The organism is Nonomuraea sp. NPDC049486, assembly GCF_040676925.1.
GTDB classification, from domain to species: Bacteria; Actinomycetota; Actinomycetes; order Streptosporangiales; family Streptosporangiaceae; genus Nonomuraea; species Nonomuraea ferruginea.
On the sequence record NZ_JBFAPV010000011.1, the window covers coordinates 274024 to 291668 of the forward strand.

The following is a 17645-nucleotide window of genomic DNA, read 5'->3' on the forward strand; positions in this document are numbered from 1 at the left end:
GACTACCCTCCACTGCGGAGGTATCAGAAACGACATGAGCAGATCGCCGAGCACGGGAGCCACCGGGAGCACACCCGCGAAGGCCGCCGCCACCAGCACGCGCGAGCGGATCATCGACGAGGCTCTGCGGCTCTTCGCCGAACGCGGCTACGCCGCCACGTCCGTGGCCGAGATCGAGGCCGCCTCCGGCCTCTCACCGGGCGCCGGCGGGCTCTACCGGCACTTCAAGTCCAAGTACGAGGTCCTGTCGGCGGCGATCAACGAGCACGCCGCCAGGACCCGCGGCCAGGTCGCCGGCAGCCTCGCCGAGCTGAGCGCCATGGAGACCTCGAAGGACCTGGAGGAGCGGCTGTCGCACCTGTGCAGGGCCGGGCTGGCCAAGGTGCGCGAGGAGTCGGAGCTGACCCGCATCTTCTTCCGCGACCTGAGCCAGTTCCCCGAGCTGGTGGCGGTGGTGCGGCAGGGGCTGCTGCAGCCGATGTTCGACGCCATCGTGACCTGGTTCCACGCCCAGCCCGAATACCGGTCGGCCGACGTCGACTGGCAGGGCATCTCGGCCGTGCTCGGCGGCGCCGTCGTGCAGTACCGGCTGTTCCAGGAGACGGTGGGCGAGACGCCCGGGCACACGGAGAAGGACCAGTTCGTGGCGGCGTGGGTCCGGCTGGCCGTCGGGCTGCTGCCGTCGCCCGCGGCCGTTCACTCCTGATCGACCAGCCGGTAGGCCAGCCAGACCACGCTCACGCCGGTGCCGACCATGAACATGACGCCGCTGGCGTTGAAGAACTCGACCACGAACGCCTCCAGCCCCGGCTCGCCGCCGACCCGCAGACCCCCCACGATCAGCCCGCCCGCGCTGTAGCCGAGCAACGGGGAGCCGATGCCGATCAGCCGGTCGCGCAGGGCCCACGTGTCGCTGAACATCACCATCGCCGAGCCGGCCGCCCACGCGATCACCGGCACCTGGAAGATCGCCACGGGCGCCAGGTCGAACGGCACCAGGAGCGCGGCCACCACGAGCACCAGCAGCGCGGCGACCTCCCGGGGGTGCTCCTTGACCACGGTCCTGGCGTCCCTGCCCTCGGTGACCATGGGGTTCGCCACGGACATCGCGGCCCTGCGGAACCCCGCGAACGGCAGCCCGCGCGCCTCCCTGGCCAGCCGCCGCTCGGCCTCCCGCCTGCTCCGCGCCACGCCCGGCGGCACGTCGTCGCGGATCTTCGGGAACGCGGCGGTGGCCTCCTCCCCCGCGGGAGCGACCGCGGCGGCTTCGAGGGGAGCGGTCTCCGCGAGGCGGCGGGCCTCGCGCTCCACCAGCAGCACCGGGTCGCCGAACCGGGCGAGCAGCCTGGTCACGTCCTTGGCGCTCTGGCTGCCGCGCCGCTCGGCCTCGATCCTGGTACGCAGCCGCCTGGTGAAGTCGAGCCGCTGCTCGGGTCTCAGCACGCCGTGGGCCGCGTCGGCGGCCTTGCTGACGTAGTTGAGAATCAGCTGGTCGGCTCGCTCTATCACGCCTAGCAATGCTGCCCCAATCAGCAGGGACATACCATGGCAACGATGGAGTTCACGGAGTGGATCAGGGGGCGCACCGACGAGCAGCTGCGGGCGCTGGTGACCGCGCGCCCCGAGCTGATCACTCCGGTGCCGGCGCATCTGGAGGGCCTGGCCGCCCGGGCGAGCAGCCCGTCGGCGATCGCCCGGGTGCTCGACCGGCTCGACCGCTTCACGCTCGCCGTGGTCGAGACGCTCGCCGTCCGGGACGGCCCGGTCAGGAAGACCGCGCTGCGCGAGACGGTCGCGGCGGCGCTGGCGGCGGGCAAGCCGGAGCCGGCGCTGACGTCCGCGCTCGACCGGCTGCGCGACCTGGGGCTCGTGTACGGGCCCGACAGCGCGCTCGACCTGGCCCCGGGCGTGCGCAAGGTGCTGGACGACCCGGCCGGCCTGGGCCCGCCCGCCGACGTGGCGTTCCGCCACCATGCGCCGGAGCAGCTCGACGAGATGGCCGACGACGTCGCGCCGGGCACCACCGGGTCCGGCCGGGAGCGCCTGGCGGCGGCGCTGGCCGAGCCGGGCAAGCTGATCGAGGAGGTGCCGCCGGAGTCGCGGGCCGCGCTGGAGCAGCTCGCGTGGGGCCCGCCCACCGGGCGGGTGCCGAACGCCCGGCGCGAGGTGCGCGTCGCCTCCGCCCGCTCGCCGATCGAGCAGCTGCTGGCCCGCGGCCTGCTGGCGGCGGCGGGTGAGGAGAGCGTGACGCTGCCCCGCGAGGTGGGCCTGTATCTGCGGGGCGGGCGGGTGCACCGCGACCTGCTGGCGCTGCCGCCCTCGCTGGAGGGCACGTCCCGGGGTCAGGATCTGGCCGACCGCACGGCCGCCGGGCAGGCGTTCGCGTTCGTGCGGGCCGTCGAGGAGCTGTGCGAGCGCTGGAGCATCGAGCCGCCGGGCGTGCTGCGCACCGGGGGCCTGGGCGTGCGCGACATGAAGCGCACGGCGGGCGAGCTCGACCTGCCCGACTGGGTGGCCGCGCTGGTGGTGGAGGTCGCGTACGCGTCGGGGCTGGTCGCGGCGGGCGGCAGCGTCGACGGCGAGTGGCTGCCGACCAGCGGCTACGACCTGTGGCGGGTCAGGTCGACCGCCGACCGTTGGGTGGCGCTGGCCGCGGCCTGGCTGGCGATGGACCGGGTGCCCGGACTGGTCGGCGAGCGTGACGATCGCGACAAGCCGCTCAACGCGCTCCACCCCGATCTGCGCCGCTCGTCGGCCGCCGGGGTGCGCAAGGCCACGATGGGCGTGCTGGCCTCCGCGCCGGGGCTCGCCCCGGCGCACGACTCGGTGCTGGAACGGCTGGCCTGGGAGCAGCCGCGCCGCCGGGGGCCGCTGCGCGAGCAGCTGACCGAGTTCGCGCTGCGCGAGGCCGAGCAGCTCGGGCTGACCGGGCTCGGCGTGCTGTCGGGCCACGGGCGGGCCCTGATCACCGGTGCGGAGGCCGCGCCGGTGCTGGCCCCGCTGCTGCCCGAGCCGGTCGACCACGTGCTGCTGCAGGCCGATCTGACGGCGGTCGCGCCCGGCCCGCTGACCAGCGAGCTCAACCGCTGGATGACGCTCGCCGCCGACGTGGAGTCCAAAGGGGGCGCGACCGTCTACCGGTTCAGCGAGAGCTCGGTGCGGCGCGCGCTCGACGCCGGCCAGGCCGCCGAGGAGCTGCTGGCCATGCTGGAGCGCCACTCCGCCACGCCGGTCCCGCAGGCGCTGTCGTACCTCGTCTCCGACGTGGCGCGGCGGCACGGCCGGATCCGCGTCGGCACCGCCAGCGCCTACGTCCGCTGCGACGACCCGGCGCTGCTCGACCAGATCACCGCCGACCGGCGGTCGGCGGCGCTGCGCCTGCGCAGGCTGGCGCCGACGGTCATCGCCTCGCGCTCGTCGCGCGCGGTGCTGGTCGACTCGCTGCGGGCGATGGGGTACGCGCCGGTCCCCGAGTCGCTCGACGGCGACGTGATCATCTCCCAGCTCGACAGCAGGCGCACCGAGGGCCCCGCCCCGGTCCGCCAGGTGGCCCCGACCGGCGAGCCCGATCCTGGCGTGGCGGCGGCGGCCGTGCGGGCGCTGCGCGCGGGCGACGCGGCCCACCTGTCCCGGCGCGAGCCGGTCGACGCCCCGGGCGGCCAGGTGCCCCGCACCCCCGCGACGGCCACGATCTCGAAGCTGCAGGACGCGATCAGGCAGGGGATGCGGGTGTGGATCGGCTACACCGACTCGCAGGGCAACGCCACCTCCCGCATCCTGGAGCCGGCCCGGATGGAGGGCGGCTACCTGACCGCCTACGACGAGACCAGGGCCGCCGTCCACCGCTTCGCCCTGCACCGCATCACCGGCGTGTCCGGCGTCTGAGCGGGGTTGACTGCGTGCCGCGAGTCGGCGGAAGTTAGGGCATGTGACCGAGCACACGCTGAGCAGTCTGGCCGAGCAGTCATGGAGCAGGTTCGACGACTACGACGCGATGTTCTACGAAGGGGTCTGGCACCGCAGCCACAGCCTCGCCGAGCGGGCCCGGCGCGTCTGCGGCGGCTTCGTCGAGGCCGGCATCCGGCCCGGCGACCGCGTGGTCGTGATGATGGCCACCTCCCCCGAGGTGCCGCTCGTCTGCCAGGCGCTGTGGGCTGCGGGCGCGGTGGTGACGCCGGTGGTGTTCCTGGTGGGCGCCGCCGAGCTGCGCCACATCCTGCTCGACAGCGGCGCCGCCGCCGTGGTCACCTCGCCGGAGCTGGCCGGCACGGTGCGGGCGGCCGGGGTGGACGTGCCGGTGTACGTGGACACCGCCGAGCTGGAGCGGGCCGCCGAGCACGGCCCGGTGGCGCGTGACCCCGGCGACCTGGCCGCGCTGATGTACACCGGGGGCACCACCGGCAGGGCCAAGGGCGTCATGCTCAGCCACGCGGGCCTGTGGCAGGTCGCGAAGGCCTCCTACGAGCTGTCCCACCAGGAGGGGATCAACCGGGCGATCGTCCCGGTGCCGCTCTCGCACGCGTACGGCCTGATCGTCACCGTGGCCGGGATGCACGCCGTCGAGCCGCCCCAGGCCGTGCTGATGCGCTGGTTCGACCCCGGGGCGTTCCTCCGGCTCGCCGCCGAGCAGCGCGTCCAGTACGGCACCGTCGTGCCGGCCATGCTGCAGATGCTGCTGGCCGAGCCGCTGGAGTCGCACCCGCTGCCCGACCTGGCCTTCCTCACCTGCGGCGCGGCCCCGCTGGGCAAGGAGGTGCTGACGGAGTTCGAACGGCGGATGCCCGGCGTGACGATCCTGGAGGGTTACGGGCTGACCGAGACCAGCGCGGTGACCACGTTCAACCCGCCGGGGCGGCGCAAGGCCGGCAGCGTGGGCCTGCCGCTGCCCGGCTACACGATCACGATCCGCGACTCGTCCGGCGAGCCGGTGGAGCAGGGCGACGTGGGCGAGATCTGCGTGTCCGGCGAGTCGCTGATGCTGGGCTACTGGGGCGAGCACGAGCCCGACCCCGAGGGCACCGCGCTGGTCGACGGCGAGCTGCGCACCGGCGACGTCGGCTGCGTCGACGACGACGGCTACCTGTACGTGGTCGACAGGAAGAAGGACCTGATCATCAGGGGCGGGTTCAACGTGTTCCCCCGCGACGTGGAGGACGTGCTGAACCAGCACCCCGGCGTGGTCATGTCGGGCGTGGTCGGCCGCCCCGACGACCGGCTGGGCGAGGAGGTCGTCGCGTTCGTGCAGCTCGCGGCCGGCGCCGAGGTCGCCGCCGAGGAGCTGATCGCCTGGGCCAGGGAGCGCGTGGGCCGCGTCAGGTATCCCCGCGAGGTCACGTTCGTCGACTCGATCCCGGTCACCAGCGTGCTGAAACTCGACCGCAAGGCGCTGCGGGCGCGGTTCGCCGGTTAGCAGGATCGGCGACCGAGTCAGGATCTTGCCCGATCCGTGATATTTCTTGACCCGTCAGGAGGTGGCATGAGCGAGGACGATTACCCGTACCAGCGCTACGGCGCCCCCTACGGGGAGCAGCCGCCCCCGTCCTACGGTTACGGCGGCTACCCGCCGCCCCCGCAGCACGCCCGCGGCGAGCCCAACGTCAGCGGCATCGTCGCGCTCGCGCTCAACCTCTTCAGCGTCGTCTCCTGCTGCAACGTCTTCGGCGTCGTCGGCGCCGTCCTGGCCGGCCTGTCCCTGCGTTCAGGCACGGCGCCCGAGAAGGCCCGCACGCTCACCGTCGCGAGCTGGGTGGTGCTGGTGGCCGGCTTCCTGATGATGGCCGTCCTGTTCTTCTACCTGGGCGTCAACGGCCACTTCGACGACTGATTTCCCCGTCCGGGGGACTGTTTGGGCCGTCGCGCGTGTTGGATAGGCGTCAACCGTTTGAAGGGATGGCTGTGAACGACGGCCCGCTCATCGTCCAATCAGACAAGACGCTGCTGCTCGAGGTCGACCACGAGAGGGCCGACGAGTGCCGCAAGGCCATCGCCCCGTTCGCCGAGCTCGAGCGCGCGCCCGAACACGTGCACACCTACCGGGTCACGCCACTGGCGCTGTGGAACGCCCGCGCCGCCGGCCACGACGCCGAGCAGGTCGTCGACGCCCTGATCGGCTACAGCCGCTACCCGGTGCCGCACGCCCTGCTCGTCGACGTCGCCGAGACCATGGCCCGCTACGGCCGGCTCAGGCTGGAGAAGCACCCGGTCCACGGGCTGACGCTGACCTCCACCGACCGGGCCGTGCTCGAAGAGGTGCTGCGCGCCAGGAAGATCCAGCCGATGCTGGGCGAGCGCGTCGGCGACGACACCGTGGCCGTCCACCCGAGCGACCGCGGCAACATCAAGCAGGCGCTGCTCAAGCTGGGCTGGCCGGCCGAGGACCTGGCCGGTTACGTCGACGGCGAGCACCACCGGGTCGAGCTGGTCCAGGAGAGCTGGACGCTCCGGCCCTACCAGCAGGAGGCGGCCGACTCCTTCTGGCACGGCGGCTCCGGCGTGATCGTGCTGCCCTGCGGCGCCGGCAAGACCATCGTCGGCGCGGCCGCGATGGCGCACGCCCAGGCGACGACGCTGATCCTGGTCACCAACACGGTCAGCGCCCACCAGTGGAAGCAGGAGCTGCTCAAGCGCACCTCGCTGACCGAGGACGAGATCGGCGAATACTCCGGCAGCAAGAAGGAGATCCGTCCGGTCACCATCGCCACCTACCAGGTGATGACCACCAGGCGGAAGGGCGTCTACAGCCACCTGGAGCTGTTCGACGCGCGCGACTGGGGCCTCATCGTCTACGACGAGGTCCACCTGCTGCCCGCGCCGATCTTCCGGATGACGGCCGACCTCCAGGCCCGCAGGCGCGTCGGCCTGACCGCGACGCTGGTGCGCGAGGACGGCCGCGAGGGCGACGTGTTCTCGCTGATCGGCCCCAAGCGCTACGACGCGCCCTGGAAGGAGATGGAGAACCAGGGCTGGATCGCCCCGGCCGACTGCGTTGAAGTGCGGGTGACGCTCACCGACGAGGAGCGGCTGGCGTACGCGATGGCCGAGTCGGAGGAGCGCTACCGCTTCTGCGCCACCACGCCGTCCAAGACCCAGGTCACCGAGGCGCTCGTACGCCGTCACCTGGGCGACCAGGTGCTGGTCATCGGCCAGTACATCGACCAGCTCGACGAGCTGGGCGAACACCTGAACGCGCCGGTGATCAAGGGGGAGACCAGGATCAAGGAGCGCGAGCGGCTCTACCAGGCCTTCCGCGACAAGGAGATCCAGGTCCTGGTGGTGTCCAAGGTGGCCAACTTCTCCATCGACCTGCCCGAGGCGAGCGTGGCGATCCAGGTGTCCGGCACGTTCGGGTCCCGGCAGGAGGAGGCGCAGCGGCTCGGCAGGGTGCTGCGGCCCAAGGCCGACGGCGGCGGGGCGCGCTTCTACACCGTGGTCAGCCGCGACACGGTCGACCAGGAGTTCGCCGCGCACCGGCAGCGGTTCCTGGCCGAACAGGGTTACGCCTACTCGATCATCGACGCCGACGACGTGCTGGGCGGGGTGTGAGCCCGGCCGCTCATCGAGCGGCCAGGCATCCCGGTCTCACGTCCAAGAGACTCCGCGGGTCGTCGACAATCGAACCACCCCCCTCACTGCGTCCTCACACCACCGCAACCGAATCCGGCTGCGACATACCCGATGATCCGGCAATGCCACCTGGTATGCCCGGATTTTGCGGCATTTCGTTATATGTCCGCCGTTTGCGAGGAGTGTTCACTTCGCCAGCAGCCCGCCGAGGAACAGCAGCCCTTCCGCGGCGATCCACGAGGCCACGCTCAGCCCCATGAACCGGGTGAACGTCCGCTCGTCCTGCCGCGCCGCCGGCAGCGCCCAGGCCGCCACCGTCAGGCAGGCGGCCACCGCGGCGAACAGCCCGGAGACCGAGGAGAACACGGCGAGCCGCTGGACGCAGGACGGCGACGACCCGCCACAGAACGCCTCCAGACCCCAGCCCGCGAAGACCGACAGCCCCCAGAGGGTGGCCAGCAGGAAGCACGCGATCGTGGGAAGGATCGGGGAGAAGCCGAGTCGCACACGCGCCACGCCGGACTTCTTACCCCTCCCCGGCGACGGCTAAATGCTTTGAAGCCACCCCGACAGCCGCATTAAACTGGCGGATTCGCTGCCTTGTTACCCACCTCCGAGCGCCGGGAGGCACTTTCGCATGCCCACAGACCAACTGGCCCCCGACATACCCCCGGACCTGCCCACGGACGTCCTCGCCGCCGAGCAGGCCCATCTGGCCGAGTCCAGGGCCGCGCTGGCGGCCATGCGCGCGCACGCGCAGTCGCTGTCGGCCGACGCGGCCGGCGACTGGGTGTCGCAGCAGATCCTGCAGTCGCTGCTCGACCAGCGCGTGGCCGCCCTGGCCGACCACCCCGACACCCCGCTGTTCTTCGGCCGGCTCGACCGCTCGGCCGCCGACGACCTGCCCACCACGATCCACGTCGGCCGCCGCCACGTGCACGACGGCGACAGCCGTCCCCTGGTCATCGACTGGCGCGCCCCCGTGTCGCGCGCCTTCTACCAGGCCAGCCCCGCCGACCCGATGGACGTCACGCTGCGGCGCCGGTTCGGCTACCACGGCGGCGCGCTCACCGCGTACGAGGACGAACGGCTCGACCAGGGCACCGAGATCGGCCCGTCACGCATCCTGACCGAGGAGATCGAGCGCCCCCGCACCGGCCCGATGCGCGACATCGTGGCCACCATCCAGCCCGACCAGGACGAGATCGTCCGCGCCGCGCTCACCCGTACGGTCTGCGTGCAGGGCGCGCCGGGCACCGGGAAGACGGCGGTCGGCCTCCACCGGGCCGCCTACCTGCTGTTCACCCACCGCGAGCGGCTCGCCAGGGCGGGCGTGATGATCGTCGGGCCGAACCGCGCCTTCCTCTCCTACATCTCCTCGGTGCTGCCCGCGCTGGGCGAGGTCAAGGTCGACCAGACCACGGTCGCCGGCCTGCTGGGCGACCACGCGGCCCCCGAGGACCCCGCGGTGGGCGCGGTCAAGGGCGACGCCCGGATGGCGGCCGTGCTGAAGCGGGCCCTGTGGCTCCACATCGTCAAGCCGGAAGAGGGCCTGGTCTACTCCAAGGGCGCCTACCGCTTCCGGGTGGCCGACCACGAGGTGCGCGAGATCGTCGCCTCGCTGCGCGGCACCACCCGCTACGGTCCCGGCCGCGCCGCCCTCGCCCAGCGGCTCGCGCACCTCGTGCTCGTACGGATGGAGCAGCGCGGCGAGTCACCCGACGACCGGGTGCAGGACGCGGTGGCCCGGTCCAGGCCGGTCAAGCAGCTGGTGGACGCGGTGTGGCCGAAGCTGGTGCCCGAGCAGGTGCTCTATCGGCTGCTGGCGGACGAGGAGTTCCTCGCCAGGGCCGCCAGGTCCGACCTGTCGCCCGAGGAGCGGCAGCTGCTGCTCTGGCGGAAACCGTACCGGGGATGGAAGTCCGCCAAGTGGAGCGCCGCCGACGCGGCTCTCCTCGACGAGCTGCGCGACCTGATCGAGCGCACGCCCTCGCTCGGCCACCTCGTCGTGGACGAGACGCAGGACCTGTCGGAGATGCAACTGCGGGCGCTCGGCCGCCGCTGCCGCAACGGCTCCGCCACCGTGCTCGGCGACCTGGCCCAGGGCACCACCCCCTGGTCCACCACGTCGTGGCGGTCGGTCCTGACGCATCTCGGGCAGGACGGCGAGGTCACCGAGCTGACGCTGGGCTTCCGCGTGCCGCGCGAGGTCCTCGACTACGCCGCCCGCCTGCTGCCGTCGATCGCCCCCGGGCTCGCCCCGCCCCGGTCCCTGCGTCCCGGCGCCGGGTCCCTCTCGATCCGGCCGGCCGGCGACCTCCACGAGGCGGTCCGCGACGCGCTGGCCCGCGAGGGCTCGATCGGCGTCATCGTCCCCGACGCCGCCGTCTCCGCCGTCTCCGAGTCGCTGTCGGGCGTCGCGCACGCCGTCCTCGACCCCGACTCCACCCAGGAGCACCGCCTCCTGGTGGTGCCGGCGACGCTCGCCAAGGGCCTGGAGTACGACCACGTCATCGTGATGGAGCCGGCCGACATCGTCGACGCCGAGCCCCGCGGCCTGGCCCGCCTCTACGTGGTGCTCACCCGTGCCGTCACCTCGCTCACGGTCCTCCACCGCAAGCCCTTGCCACCCCAGCTCGCCCCGTGACAGGGACGGTGGCGGGGTAGGGGATCACTTCTAGGATGACGTCAAGGAGCTCTCACCCAAGGAGGATGCCGTGCCAGCACCGCTGCCACACGAATACCTGCCGTCGGTCCCCTCGCTCACGGTCCACAGCGACGACATGACGGACGGGGAGAGGCTGAGCGACCTCCACGTCTTCAACGACTGGGGCATGACGGGCCAGAACCTCTCCCCCAGCCTCCGCTGGTCAGGCGCCCCGGCGGAGACGCGCAGCTACGCGGTGACCTGTTTCGACCCGGACGCGCCCACGGGCAGCGGTTTCTGGCACTGGGTGCTGTTCGACATCCCGGCGTCGGTCACCGAGCTGCCCACGGGCGCCGGCACCGCGCCCGAGTTCAAGGGTCTCCCGCAGGGCGCCAAGCACGCCCGCAGCGACTACGGCTCCAAGGACTACGGCGGCGCCGCGCCGCCTCCCGGCGACCCGCACCGCTACGTGTTCACCGTGCACGCGCTCGGCGTCGACACCCTCGGCCTCGACACCGACACCAGCCCGGCCGTGGTGGGCTTCAACATCACCGCCAACACCCTGGCGCGCGGCCACATCGTCCCGCACTTCGGGATCTGACCACGCGAGCGCACCGCCTCCTCCGGGGGGCGGTGCCGCGCCTTGGTAGCTTCGCCCCCATGAGCGATCTAACGATCCGTCCGGGGGGCCTGGCGGACGTCGGAGCTGTCCTGGAGTTCTGGCTGCACGCCGCCGAGGGCACCGACCGTCACGACTCGGCCGGCAAGGTGCGGGCGCTGGTCGAGCGCGACCCGGATGCGCTGCTTCTGGCCGAGCTGGACGGCGCGCTGGCCGGCACGCTGATCGCGGGCTGGGACGGGTGGCGTGCCCATCTCTATCGCCTGGCCGTCCATCCGGCTCACCGTCGCAAGGGCGTCGCCACCGCCCTGCTGGCCGCCGCCGAGGCGCGTTTCGCCGCCTTCGGCGCGTTCCGGGCCGACGCGATGGTCCTTCATGACAACACGCTCGCCCACCACGCCTGGACCGCCGCGGGTTATGCGCCCCAACCGCAGTGGTCGCGATGGGTCAAGCCCCTTTAGGGCTACGGAAGTGAGGCGTTTTCGCCGGCTCAGGTATATCAGAACGTTATCAGCGATATACGGATAGTGGCGGCGCACAAAAAACCGCCTATAAGGGCGGTCGGAAAAGCGAAGCGGCCCGAACCGGAAACACCGGTGCGGGCCGCTCGCGAGAACCTCGGGTCGAGAACCCTCGATCAGAAGTCCATGTCACCGCCGCCGGGCATGCCGGCGGGAGCGGCCGGGGTCTTCTCCGGCTTCTCGGCGATGACAGCCTCGGTGGTCAGGAACAGCGCCGCGATCGAGGCGGCGTTCTGCAGCGCCGAACGCGTCACCTTGGCCGGGTCGATGATGCCCGCCTCGAACATGTTGACGTAGTCGCCGGTGGCCGCGTTGAGGCCCTCACCCGGGGTGAGGTTGCGGACGCGCTCGACCACGACGCCGCCCTCAAGGCCGGCGTTGACCGCGATCTGCTTGAGCGGCTCCTCCAGCGCCTTGCGCACGATGGCCGCACCCGTGGCCTCGTCGCCCGGCAGCTCCAGCTTGTCGAACGCCTTGGCGCCGGCCTGCAGCAGCGCCACGCCACCGCCGGGGACGATGCCCTCCTCGACGGCCGCCTTGGCGTTGCGCACGGCGTCCTCGATGCGGTGCTTGCGCTCCTTCAGCTCGACCTCGGTGGCGGCGCCGGCCTTGATGACAGCCACGCCGCCGGCCAGCTTGGCCAGGCGCTCCTGGAGCTTCTCCCGGTCGTAGTCGGAGTCGGTGCGGTCGATCTCGGCGCGGATCTCGTTGACCCGGCCGGCGATCGCGTCGGCGTCACCGGCGCCGTCGACGATCGTGGTCTCGTCCTTGGTCACCACGACCTTGCGGGCGCGGCCCAGCAGGTCGAGGGTGGCGTTCTCCAGCTTGAGACCGACCTCCTCGGCGATGACCTGGCCGCCGGCGAGGATGGCGATGTCGGCGAGCATGGCCTTGCGGCGGTCGCCGAAGCCCGGGGCCTTGACGGCGACCGAGCGGAAGAGGCCGCGGATCTTGTTGACCACCAGGGTGGCCAGGGCCTCACCCTCGATGTCCTCGGCGATGATGAGGAGCGGCTTGCCGGACTGCACGACCTTGTCGAGCAGCGGCAGCAGGTCCTTGTTGGCCGAGATCTTCGAGTTGACGATCAGGATGTACGGGTCCTCGAGCACGGCCTCCATGCGGTCGGAGTCCGTGACGAAGTACATCGACGTCATGCCCTTGTCGAAGCGCATGCCCTCGGTGAGCTCCAGCTCCAGACCGAAGGTGTTGCTCTCCTCGACGGTGATGACGCCTTCCTTGCCGACCTTGTCCATCGCCTCGGCGATGAGCGAGCCGATCTCGGGGTCGGCGGCGGAGATGGAGGCGGTGGAGGCGATCTGCTCCTTGGTCTCCACGTCCTTGGCCAGCTTGGAGAGCTCCTCGCTGACGCGCTCCACGGCCGCCTCGATGCCCTTCTTCAGGGCCATCGGGTTGGCGCCGGCAGCGACGTTGCGCAGGCCCTCACGTACGAGCGCCTGGGCGAGCACGGTGGCGGTGGTGGTGCCGTCGCCCGCGACGTCGTCGGTCTTCTTGGCGACTTCCTTGACCAGCTCGGCGCCGATCTTCTCCCACGGGTCCTCGAGCTCGATCTCCTTGGCGATCGAGACACCGTCGTTGGTGATCGTGGGGGCGCCCCACTTCTTCTCCAGCACGACGTTGCGGCCCTTCGGGCCCAGCGTGACCTTCACCGCGTCGGCGAGCTGGTTCATCCCGCGCTCGAGACCGCGCCGGGCGTCCTCGTCAAACGCGATCATCTTGGCTGCCATTAGGCGAGACCTCCCAGATGCAGGGTGTCCTGGTGAGATCGAGCCGACGCCCGCGACGGCATGTGGGCCCACATCTCCGTTCGGCAGGCCCCATCGTCTCGATCCCCGTTGGCACTCATCAACATAGAGTGCCAACGACTGTTTAGCACTCTACCCTGTCGAGTGCAAGCTGACTCCGCACCTGGCCAGGTCAACAGATCGCCGTCGAAGGTGTCCGTACGGCGGGCCCCGGGCGGCCCGCCGTACCCCAATGTGAGGTGGCAGTCACACGCACTGCGCTGGCGTGCGAGCTGCCGGTCGCACCAGCTAGGCGACAGCGCGGACGGATTCCGCCTGCGGCCCCTTCTGGCCCTGCGTGATCTCGAACTCGACCCGTTGTCCCTGTTCGAGAGAGCGATACCCGTCCATCATGATTGCCGAGTAATGGACGAATACATCCTTACCACCGTCTACCGCGATGAAGCCGTAGCCCTTGTCCGCGTTGAACCACTTGACGGTGCCCTGCGCCACTTCCGACTCCTCTTACTGGGCTCAGGGATCTCGCCCATTCGTCTGCGAGACCCACAATCGCCATGACTTATGGGGATATCGTCTGACGATCGCACTCGACCATACCTGTGGCATGGCGGTCGGCAACAGAGTCAATCCGCAAAAGCCTTATTTCACCCCTAGCTGAGTAGTTCAAGGTTGAATTTCCCACAAAAGGGAGAAGGCGCCCACATGGGGCGCCTTCCAGACGATCGCTCCGCCGAGCGGGGGGCTCAGCCGCCCGCGACGGCCGGGATGATGGAGATCTGCGTGCCCTCAGGGGCCGGAGTGTCCAGACCTTGGGCGAATCGGACGTCCTCTTCCCCCACGTAGACGTTAACAAAACGCCGAATCTTGCCCGATTCATCCAGAATGCGGGCGCCGATCCCCGGGTAGTCGGAATCGAGCTTGGCCAGGACGTCACGGAGAGTCGCGCCCTCCCCACTCACTTCCGCGTTGCCCCCGGTGTACGTGCGCAGGATGGTAGGAATCCGCACAGAAACGCTCATGTTATGGTCTCGCCTTTCCTGATTGTCAGACAGTCGCGCGGAACGCGTCGAGGGAGGGCCGGATCACGGCCGTGGGCTGCGCGTCGGCCGCGACGGCGTCGAGCGTCTTGAGCCCGTCGCCGGTGTTGAGCACCACGGTCTCGGCCTCCGGGTCGAGCTGCCCGGTCTCGACGAGCTTCTTCAGCACACCCACCGTGACGCCGCCCGCCGTCTCGGCGAAGATGCCCTCGGTGGAGGCCAGCAGCTTGATGGCGGCCACGATCTCGGCGTCCGTCACGTCCTCGACGGCGCCGCCCGTGCGCCGGGCGATGTCGAGCACGTAAGGGCCGTCGGCGGGGTTGCCGATGGCCAGCGACTTGGCGATGGTGTCGGGCTTGACCGGCTGGACCACGTCGTGGCCGGCCTTGTAGGCGGCCGACACCGGCGAGCAGCCGAGCGCCTGCGCCCCGAAGACCTTGTAGGGCGTGTCGTCGACCAGCCCGAGCCGGATCAGCTCCTTGAAGCCCTTGTCGATCTTGGTGAGCTGGGAGCCGGACGCGATCGGGATGACGATCTGCTCAGGCAGCCGCCAGCCGAGCTGCTCGGCGATCTCGTACGCGAGCGTCTTGGAGCCCTCGGCGTAGTAGGGCCGCAGGTTGACGTTGACGAACCCCCACTTGTCGCCCATCGGGTCCCCGATCAGCTCCGAGCAGAACCGGTTGACCTCGTCGTAGGTGCCCTCGATGCCGATGAGCCTGCCGCCGAAGACGCGGGCCATGGCGATCTTGGCCTGCTCCAGCCCGGCGGGGATGAACACGCACGCGTCCAGGCCCGCCCTGGCGGCGGCGGCCGTCACGGCCCCGGCCAGGTTTCCGGTCGAGGAGCAGGAGAGCGTGTGGAAGCCGAAGTTGCGGGCCGCCTCGACGGCGATGGCCACCACCCGGTCCTTGAAGGAGTGGGTGGGGTTGCCCGAGTCGTCCTTCACGTACAGGGACTTGAGACCGAGCGCCCGGCCCAGGTTGCCCGCCTTGACGAGCGGCGTCCAGCCGGGGTTCATGTTGGGCTTGCTCGCGACGTCGGCGGGCACCGGCAGCAGGGAACGGTAGCGCCAGATGCTGGCCGGGCCCGACTCGATGTCGGACCTCTTGACGTCGCCGAAGTCGTAGGCCGCCTCCAGCGGCCCGAAACACTCGACGCAGGCGAAGTTGGGGCCGAGCGGATAGCGGGCGCCGCACTCGCGGCAGGAGAGAGCAGTGGCGGGACCGAAGTCGAGCGACATGAAGCGAGGCCTTCCCTCATCTTCGTCCGCGGCCACCCTGACCGCGGACCGGAATTGGCACCCTGTCCCGGTCGGCCTCGCCAGGTCGCGAGTCACAAGCCGGGAGGGTTGCCGGGGCTTCGCAGGGCCGGTCCCTCCACCCCTCTGGATGAGCAATGTTCAGTTGTGTGGTGCTGCTGACTCGGACTCTACCCAATCAACCACGTGACATGGACAGTCGTCTCACTCTCCGAGATGAACGATCTCACCGGTAGTCGTCGCCCAGCACACCCTGCACGTACTTGCGCGCCTGGTGGATGCGCGACTTGGCGGTGCCGAGCGGGATCTTGAGCTGCTCGGCCACCTCGCTGTAGTCGAGCTGCACGATGTCGCGCAGCACCAGCGCCTGCGCCAGGTCGGGCTTGTCGGCCTCCAGCGCCTCCATCGCGTCGAGCAGGTCGAGCCGCGAGCCCGCGATCACGCTGACCCGCCGCACGTCGGGCTTCTGCGTCAGCAGCTCGTCGGAGCTCTGCTCCGCCGACCTGCGCTTCAGCGAGCGGTACGTGGTGCGCGCGCAGTTGGCGGTCACGATGTGGAGCCAGGTGCTGAACCTGGCCCGCCCCTCGAACCTGGCGATGTTGCGCGCCACCGCGAGCAGGGTGTCCTGGGCCGCCTCCTCGGCGTCATGGTGATACGGCAGGATACGAGCGCAGTGCCGCAGCACGTCGGGCTCGATCCGTCGCAGGAGCTCGCCGAGTGAGCGATGATCGCCTCTGGCTGCGGCATGGGCGAGTTCCTCGGTGTGCTCATCTAGCGCCATAGCTGGGATCCTATGGTCGGAGGGAGCGTAAATGAACAGCGTCCTGCTCGCCTCGAACAGAGGCCCTGTGTCGTTCACCGTGTCCGACGACGGCGTCCTCACCATGAGACGCGGCGGCGGCGGTCTCGTCTCCGGGCTGTCCGGCGTGGCCAGGGACGAGGGCGTGCTGTGGGTGTGCGCGGCTCTGTCCGACGGCGACCGCAGCGCCGTCCGCCAGGCCCCCGGCGGCCGGCTCGACCACGCCGGCTACGAGACGGGCCCGCTGCGCATGCTCGACATCGCGCCCGCCACCTTCCACCGCGCCTACAACTCCGTGGCCAACTCCACGCTGTGGTTCGTCAACCACCTGCTCTACGACATCCCGAACGCGCCGCACTTCGGCACCCGGTTCCGGCGCGACTGGGAGTCCTACCGCGACTACAACGGCGCGTTCGCGCTCGCGCTGGCGGAGGGGGCCGCTCACGGCGCCCGGGTGATGGTGCAGGACTACCACCTGACGCTGACCCCGGCGATGCTCCGCGCCGAGCGGCCCGACCTGCGCATCGCGCACTTCAGCCACACGCCGTGGGCCCCGCCCGAATACTTCTCGCTGCTGCCCGACGAGGTGGCGCGCGAGGTGCTGGAGGGCGTCCTGGGCGCCGACCACGCCGGGTTCCTCACCCGTCGCTGGGCGGGCGCGTTCATGGACTGCTGCGAGACCGTGCTGGGCGCCGAGGTCGACCAGCGGGCCGCGACGATCACGTACGAGGGCCGCACCACCCGCGTCGGCGTGCACGCGCTGGGCGTCGACGGCAAGGCGCTGTGGACCCGCGCCGCCGAGCCCGACGTCGAGTCGCACATGGCGGCCATCAGGGAGGAGGTCGGCGACCGCAAGCTGATCGTGCGCATCGACCGCACCGAGCTGTCGAAGAACATCGTGCGCGGACTGCTCGCCTACAAGGAGTTCCTCGACGCCCACCCCGAGTGGCACGGCCGCGTCGTCCACCTGGCCTTCGCCTACCCGAGCCGCCACGATCTGCCCGAATACCGCGAATACACCGCGGCGGTGCAGCGCTGCGCGCAGGAGATCGAGGACGAGTACGCGACCGAGGACTGGAACCCCCTGATCCTCAACGTCAACGACGACTACCCGCGCTCCCTGGCCGCCTACCGGCTGGCCGACGTGCTGCTGGTCAACCCGATCCGCGACGGCATGAACCTGGTGGCCAAGGAAGGCCCGATCCTGTCGCCGCGCTGCGCGCTGGTGCTGTCGCGGGAGGCCGGCGCGTGCGCGGAGCTGGGCGCGCACGCGCTGGTGGTCAACCCGTACGACATCAGCGGCACCGCCGCCGCGCTGCACGCGGCGCTGGTGATGCCGGAGGCGGAGCGCGCCCGGCGCAGGGAGCGGCTGGAGGCGGCCGCCACCGCGCTGCCCCCGCAGAAGTGGCTGGCCGCCCAGCTCGACGCGCTCGCCTAG

The 17645-nt window shown here is 71.0% G+C and carries 16 protein-coding genes and 1 riboswitch; of the genes, 9 read left to right on the forward strand and 7 right to left on the reverse strand.

The features are described 5' to 3' along the window. Positions 1 to 34 precede the first annotated feature (34 nt). Entirely contained in the window at positions 35 to 706 is a 672-nt protein-coding gene (locus AB0K05_RS30375) for a TetR/AcrR family transcriptional regulator (protein WP_148035118.1), read from the forward strand. Here AB0K05_RS30375 and AB0K05_RS30380 read toward each other — a convergent pair. Beyond that, on the reverse strand, positions 697 to 1509 hold the full coding sequence (locus AB0K05_RS30380) for a hypothetical protein (RefSeq protein WP_364233664.1): 813 nt from the start codon (positions 1507 to 1509) through the stop codon (positions 697 to 699). The genes AB0K05_RS30375 and AB0K05_RS30380 overlap by 10 nt on opposite strands. A 45-nt stretch (positions 1510 to 1554) precedes the next feature. Between AB0K05_RS30380 and AB0K05_RS30385 the strand changes: the two genes are divergently transcribed. From AB0K05_RS30385 to AB0K05_RS30400, 4 genes are all read left to right on the forward strand, one after another. Further along, the gene (locus AB0K05_RS30385) at positions 1555 to 3885 is read left to right on the forward strand and encodes a helicase C-terminal domain-containing protein (RefSeq protein WP_364233666.1); all 2331 of its coding nucleotides are present in this window, start codon (positions 1555 to 1557) and stop codon (positions 3883 to 3885) included. 43 nt (positions 3886 to 3928) lie between these two features. Further along, the gene (locus tag AB0K05_RS30390) at positions 3929 to 5410 is read left to right on the forward strand and encodes an AMP-binding protein (protein WP_364233668.1); all 1482 of its coding nucleotides are present in this window, start codon (positions 3929 to 3931) and stop codon (positions 5408 to 5410) included. A 66-nt stretch (positions 5411 to 5476) separates the two neighbouring features. Further along, positions 5477 to 5824 carry a hypothetical protein gene (locus tag AB0K05_RS30395; protein ID WP_148035122.1) on the forward strand — a complete coding sequence of 116 codons (348 nt, stop codon included), beginning with the start codon at positions 5477 to 5479 and terminating at the stop codon, positions 5822 to 5824. Between the two features lie 65 nt (positions 5825 to 5889). Then, the gene (locus AB0K05_RS30400) at positions 5890 to 7542 is read left to right on the forward strand and encodes a DNA repair helicase XPB (protein WP_148035123.1); all 1653 of its coding nucleotides are present in this window, start codon (positions 5890 to 5892) and stop codon (positions 7540 to 7542) included. Positions 7543 to 7749: 207 nt separating this feature from the next. Here the strand turns inward: AB0K05_RS30400 and AB0K05_RS30405 are convergent, their stop codons facing one another. Then, positions 7750 to 8079: a hypothetical protein gene (locus AB0K05_RS30405; RefSeq protein ID WP_364233672.1), complete on the reverse strand. Its 330-nt coding sequence runs from the start codon at positions 8077 to 8079 to the stop codon at positions 7750 to 7752. Positions 8080 to 8200: 121 nt separating this feature from the next. On the opposite strand from AB0K05_RS30405, the gene AB0K05_RS30410 reads away from it, so the two are divergent. The 3 genes from AB0K05_RS30410 (at position 8201) to AB0K05_RS30420 (ending at position 11290) form a co-directional block, all read left to right on the forward strand. Further along, positions 8201 to 10210, forward strand: coding sequence for an AAA family ATPase (locus AB0K05_RS30410; protein ID WP_364233674.1), 2010 nt, complete (start codon positions 8201 to 8203; stop codon positions 10208 to 10210). A gap of 136 nt (positions 10211 to 10346) precedes the next feature. Next, positions 10347 to 10811 carry a YbhB/YbcL family Raf kinase inhibitor-like protein gene (locus AB0K05_RS30415; RefSeq protein WP_148037097.1) on the forward strand — a complete coding sequence of 155 codons (465 nt, stop codon included), beginning with the start codon at positions 10347 to 10349 and terminating at the stop codon, positions 10809 to 10811. A gap of 59 nt (positions 10812 to 10870) precedes the next feature. Further along, positions 10871 to 11290: a GNAT family N-acetyltransferase gene (locus AB0K05_RS30420; RefSeq protein WP_364233676.1), complete on the forward strand. Its 420-nt coding sequence runs from the start codon at positions 10871 to 10873 to the stop codon at positions 11288 to 11290. 176 nt (positions 11291 to 11466) lie between these two features. On the opposite strand, the gene groL is transcribed toward AB0K05_RS30420, so the two are convergent. The 5 genes from groL to AB0K05_RS30445 form a co-directional block, all read right to left on the reverse strand. Further along, a complete protein-coding gene (gene groL, locus AB0K05_RS30425) occupies positions 11467 to 13095 on the reverse strand; it encodes a chaperonin GroEL (protein WP_345482967.1) in 1629 nt (542 codons plus the stop codon). A gap of 306 nt (positions 13096 to 13401) precedes the next feature. After that, a complete protein-coding gene (locus tag AB0K05_RS30430; protein ID WP_148035128.1) occupies positions 13402 to 13605 on the reverse strand; it encodes a cold-shock protein in 204 nt (67 codons plus the stop codon). Between the two features lie 251 nt (positions 13606 to 13856). Then, the gene (locus AB0K05_RS30435) at positions 13857 to 14132 is read right to left on the reverse strand and encodes a MoaD/ThiS family protein (protein ID WP_132331077.1); all 276 of its coding nucleotides are present in this window, start codon (positions 14130 to 14132) and stop codon (positions 13857 to 13859) included. A 25-nt stretch (positions 14133 to 14157) separates the two neighbouring features. After that, a complete protein-coding gene (gene thrC / locus AB0K05_RS30440; protein ID WP_148035129.1) occupies positions 14158 to 15390 on the reverse strand; it encodes a threonine synthase in 1233 nt (410 codons plus the stop codon). Positions 15391 to 15403: 13 nt separating this feature from the next. Then, positions 15404 to 15545: riboswitch (SAM riboswitch) on the reverse strand. Between the two features lie 89 nt (positions 15546 to 15634). Next, positions 15635 to 16189, reverse strand: a complete 555-nt coding sequence (locus AB0K05_RS30445; protein ID WP_148035130.1) for an RNA polymerase sigma factor — start codon at positions 16187 to 16189, stop codon at positions 15635 to 15637. A 31-nt stretch (positions 16190 to 16220) separates the two neighbouring features. Between AB0K05_RS30445 and AB0K05_RS30450 the strand changes: the two genes are divergently transcribed. Next, positions 16221 to 17645, forward strand: a complete 1425-nt coding sequence (locus tag AB0K05_RS30450; protein WP_148035131.1) for a trehalose-6-phosphate synthase — start codon at positions 16221 to 16223, stop codon at positions 17643 to 17645.

What these genes read in the sequence shown, in the direction of transcription:
- AB0K05_RS30375 (WP_148035118.1), top strand. Translation starts at nt 35, where the DNA reads ATGAGCAGATCGCCGAGCACGGGAGCCACCGGGAGCACACCCGCGAAG.
- AB0K05_RS30385 (WP_364233666.1), top strand. Translation starts at nt 1,555, where the DNA reads ATGGAGTTCACGGAGTGGATCAGGGGGCGCACCGACGAGCAGCTGCGG.
- AB0K05_RS30395 (WP_148035122.1), top strand. Translation starts at nt 5,477, where the DNA reads ATGAGCGAGGACGATTACCCGTACCAGCGCTACGGCGCCCCCTACGGG.
- AB0K05_RS30400 (WP_148035123.1), top strand. Translation starts at nt 5,890, where the DNA reads ATGGCTGTGAACGACGGCCCGCTCATCGTCCAATCAGACAAGACGCTG.
- AB0K05_RS30410 (WP_364233674.1), top strand. Translation starts at nt 8,201, where the DNA reads ATGCCCACAGACCAACTGGCCCCCGACATACCCCCGGACCTGCCCACG.
- AB0K05_RS30415 (WP_148037097.1), top strand. Translation starts at nt 10,347, where the DNA reads ATGACGGACGGGGAGAGGCTGAGCGACCTCCACGTCTTCAACGACTGG.
- AB0K05_RS30420 (WP_364233676.1), top strand. Translation starts at nt 10,871, where the DNA reads ATGAGCGATCTAACGATCCGTCCGGGGGGCCTGGCGGACGTCGGAGCT.
- groL (WP_345482967.1), bottom strand. Translation starts at nt 13,095, where the DNA reads ATGGCAGCCAAGATGATCGCGTTTGACGAGGACGCCCGGCGCGGTCTC.
- AB0K05_RS30435 (WP_132331077.1), bottom strand. Translation starts at nt 14,132, where the DNA reads ATGAGCGTTTCTGTGCGGATTCCTACCATCCTGCGCACGTACACCGGG.
- thrC (WP_148035129.1), bottom strand. Translation starts at nt 15,390, where the DNA reads ATGTCGCTCGACTTCGGTCCCGCCACTGCTCTCTCCTGCCGCGAGTGC.
- AB0K05_RS30445 (WP_148035130.1), bottom strand. Translation starts at nt 16,189, where the DNA reads ATGGCGCTAGATGAGCACACCGAGGAACTCGCCCATGCCGCAGCCAGA.
- AB0K05_RS30450 (WP_148035131.1), top strand. Translation starts at nt 16,221, where the DNA reads ATGAACAGCGTCCTGCTCGCCTCGAACAGAGGCCCTGTGTCGTTCACC.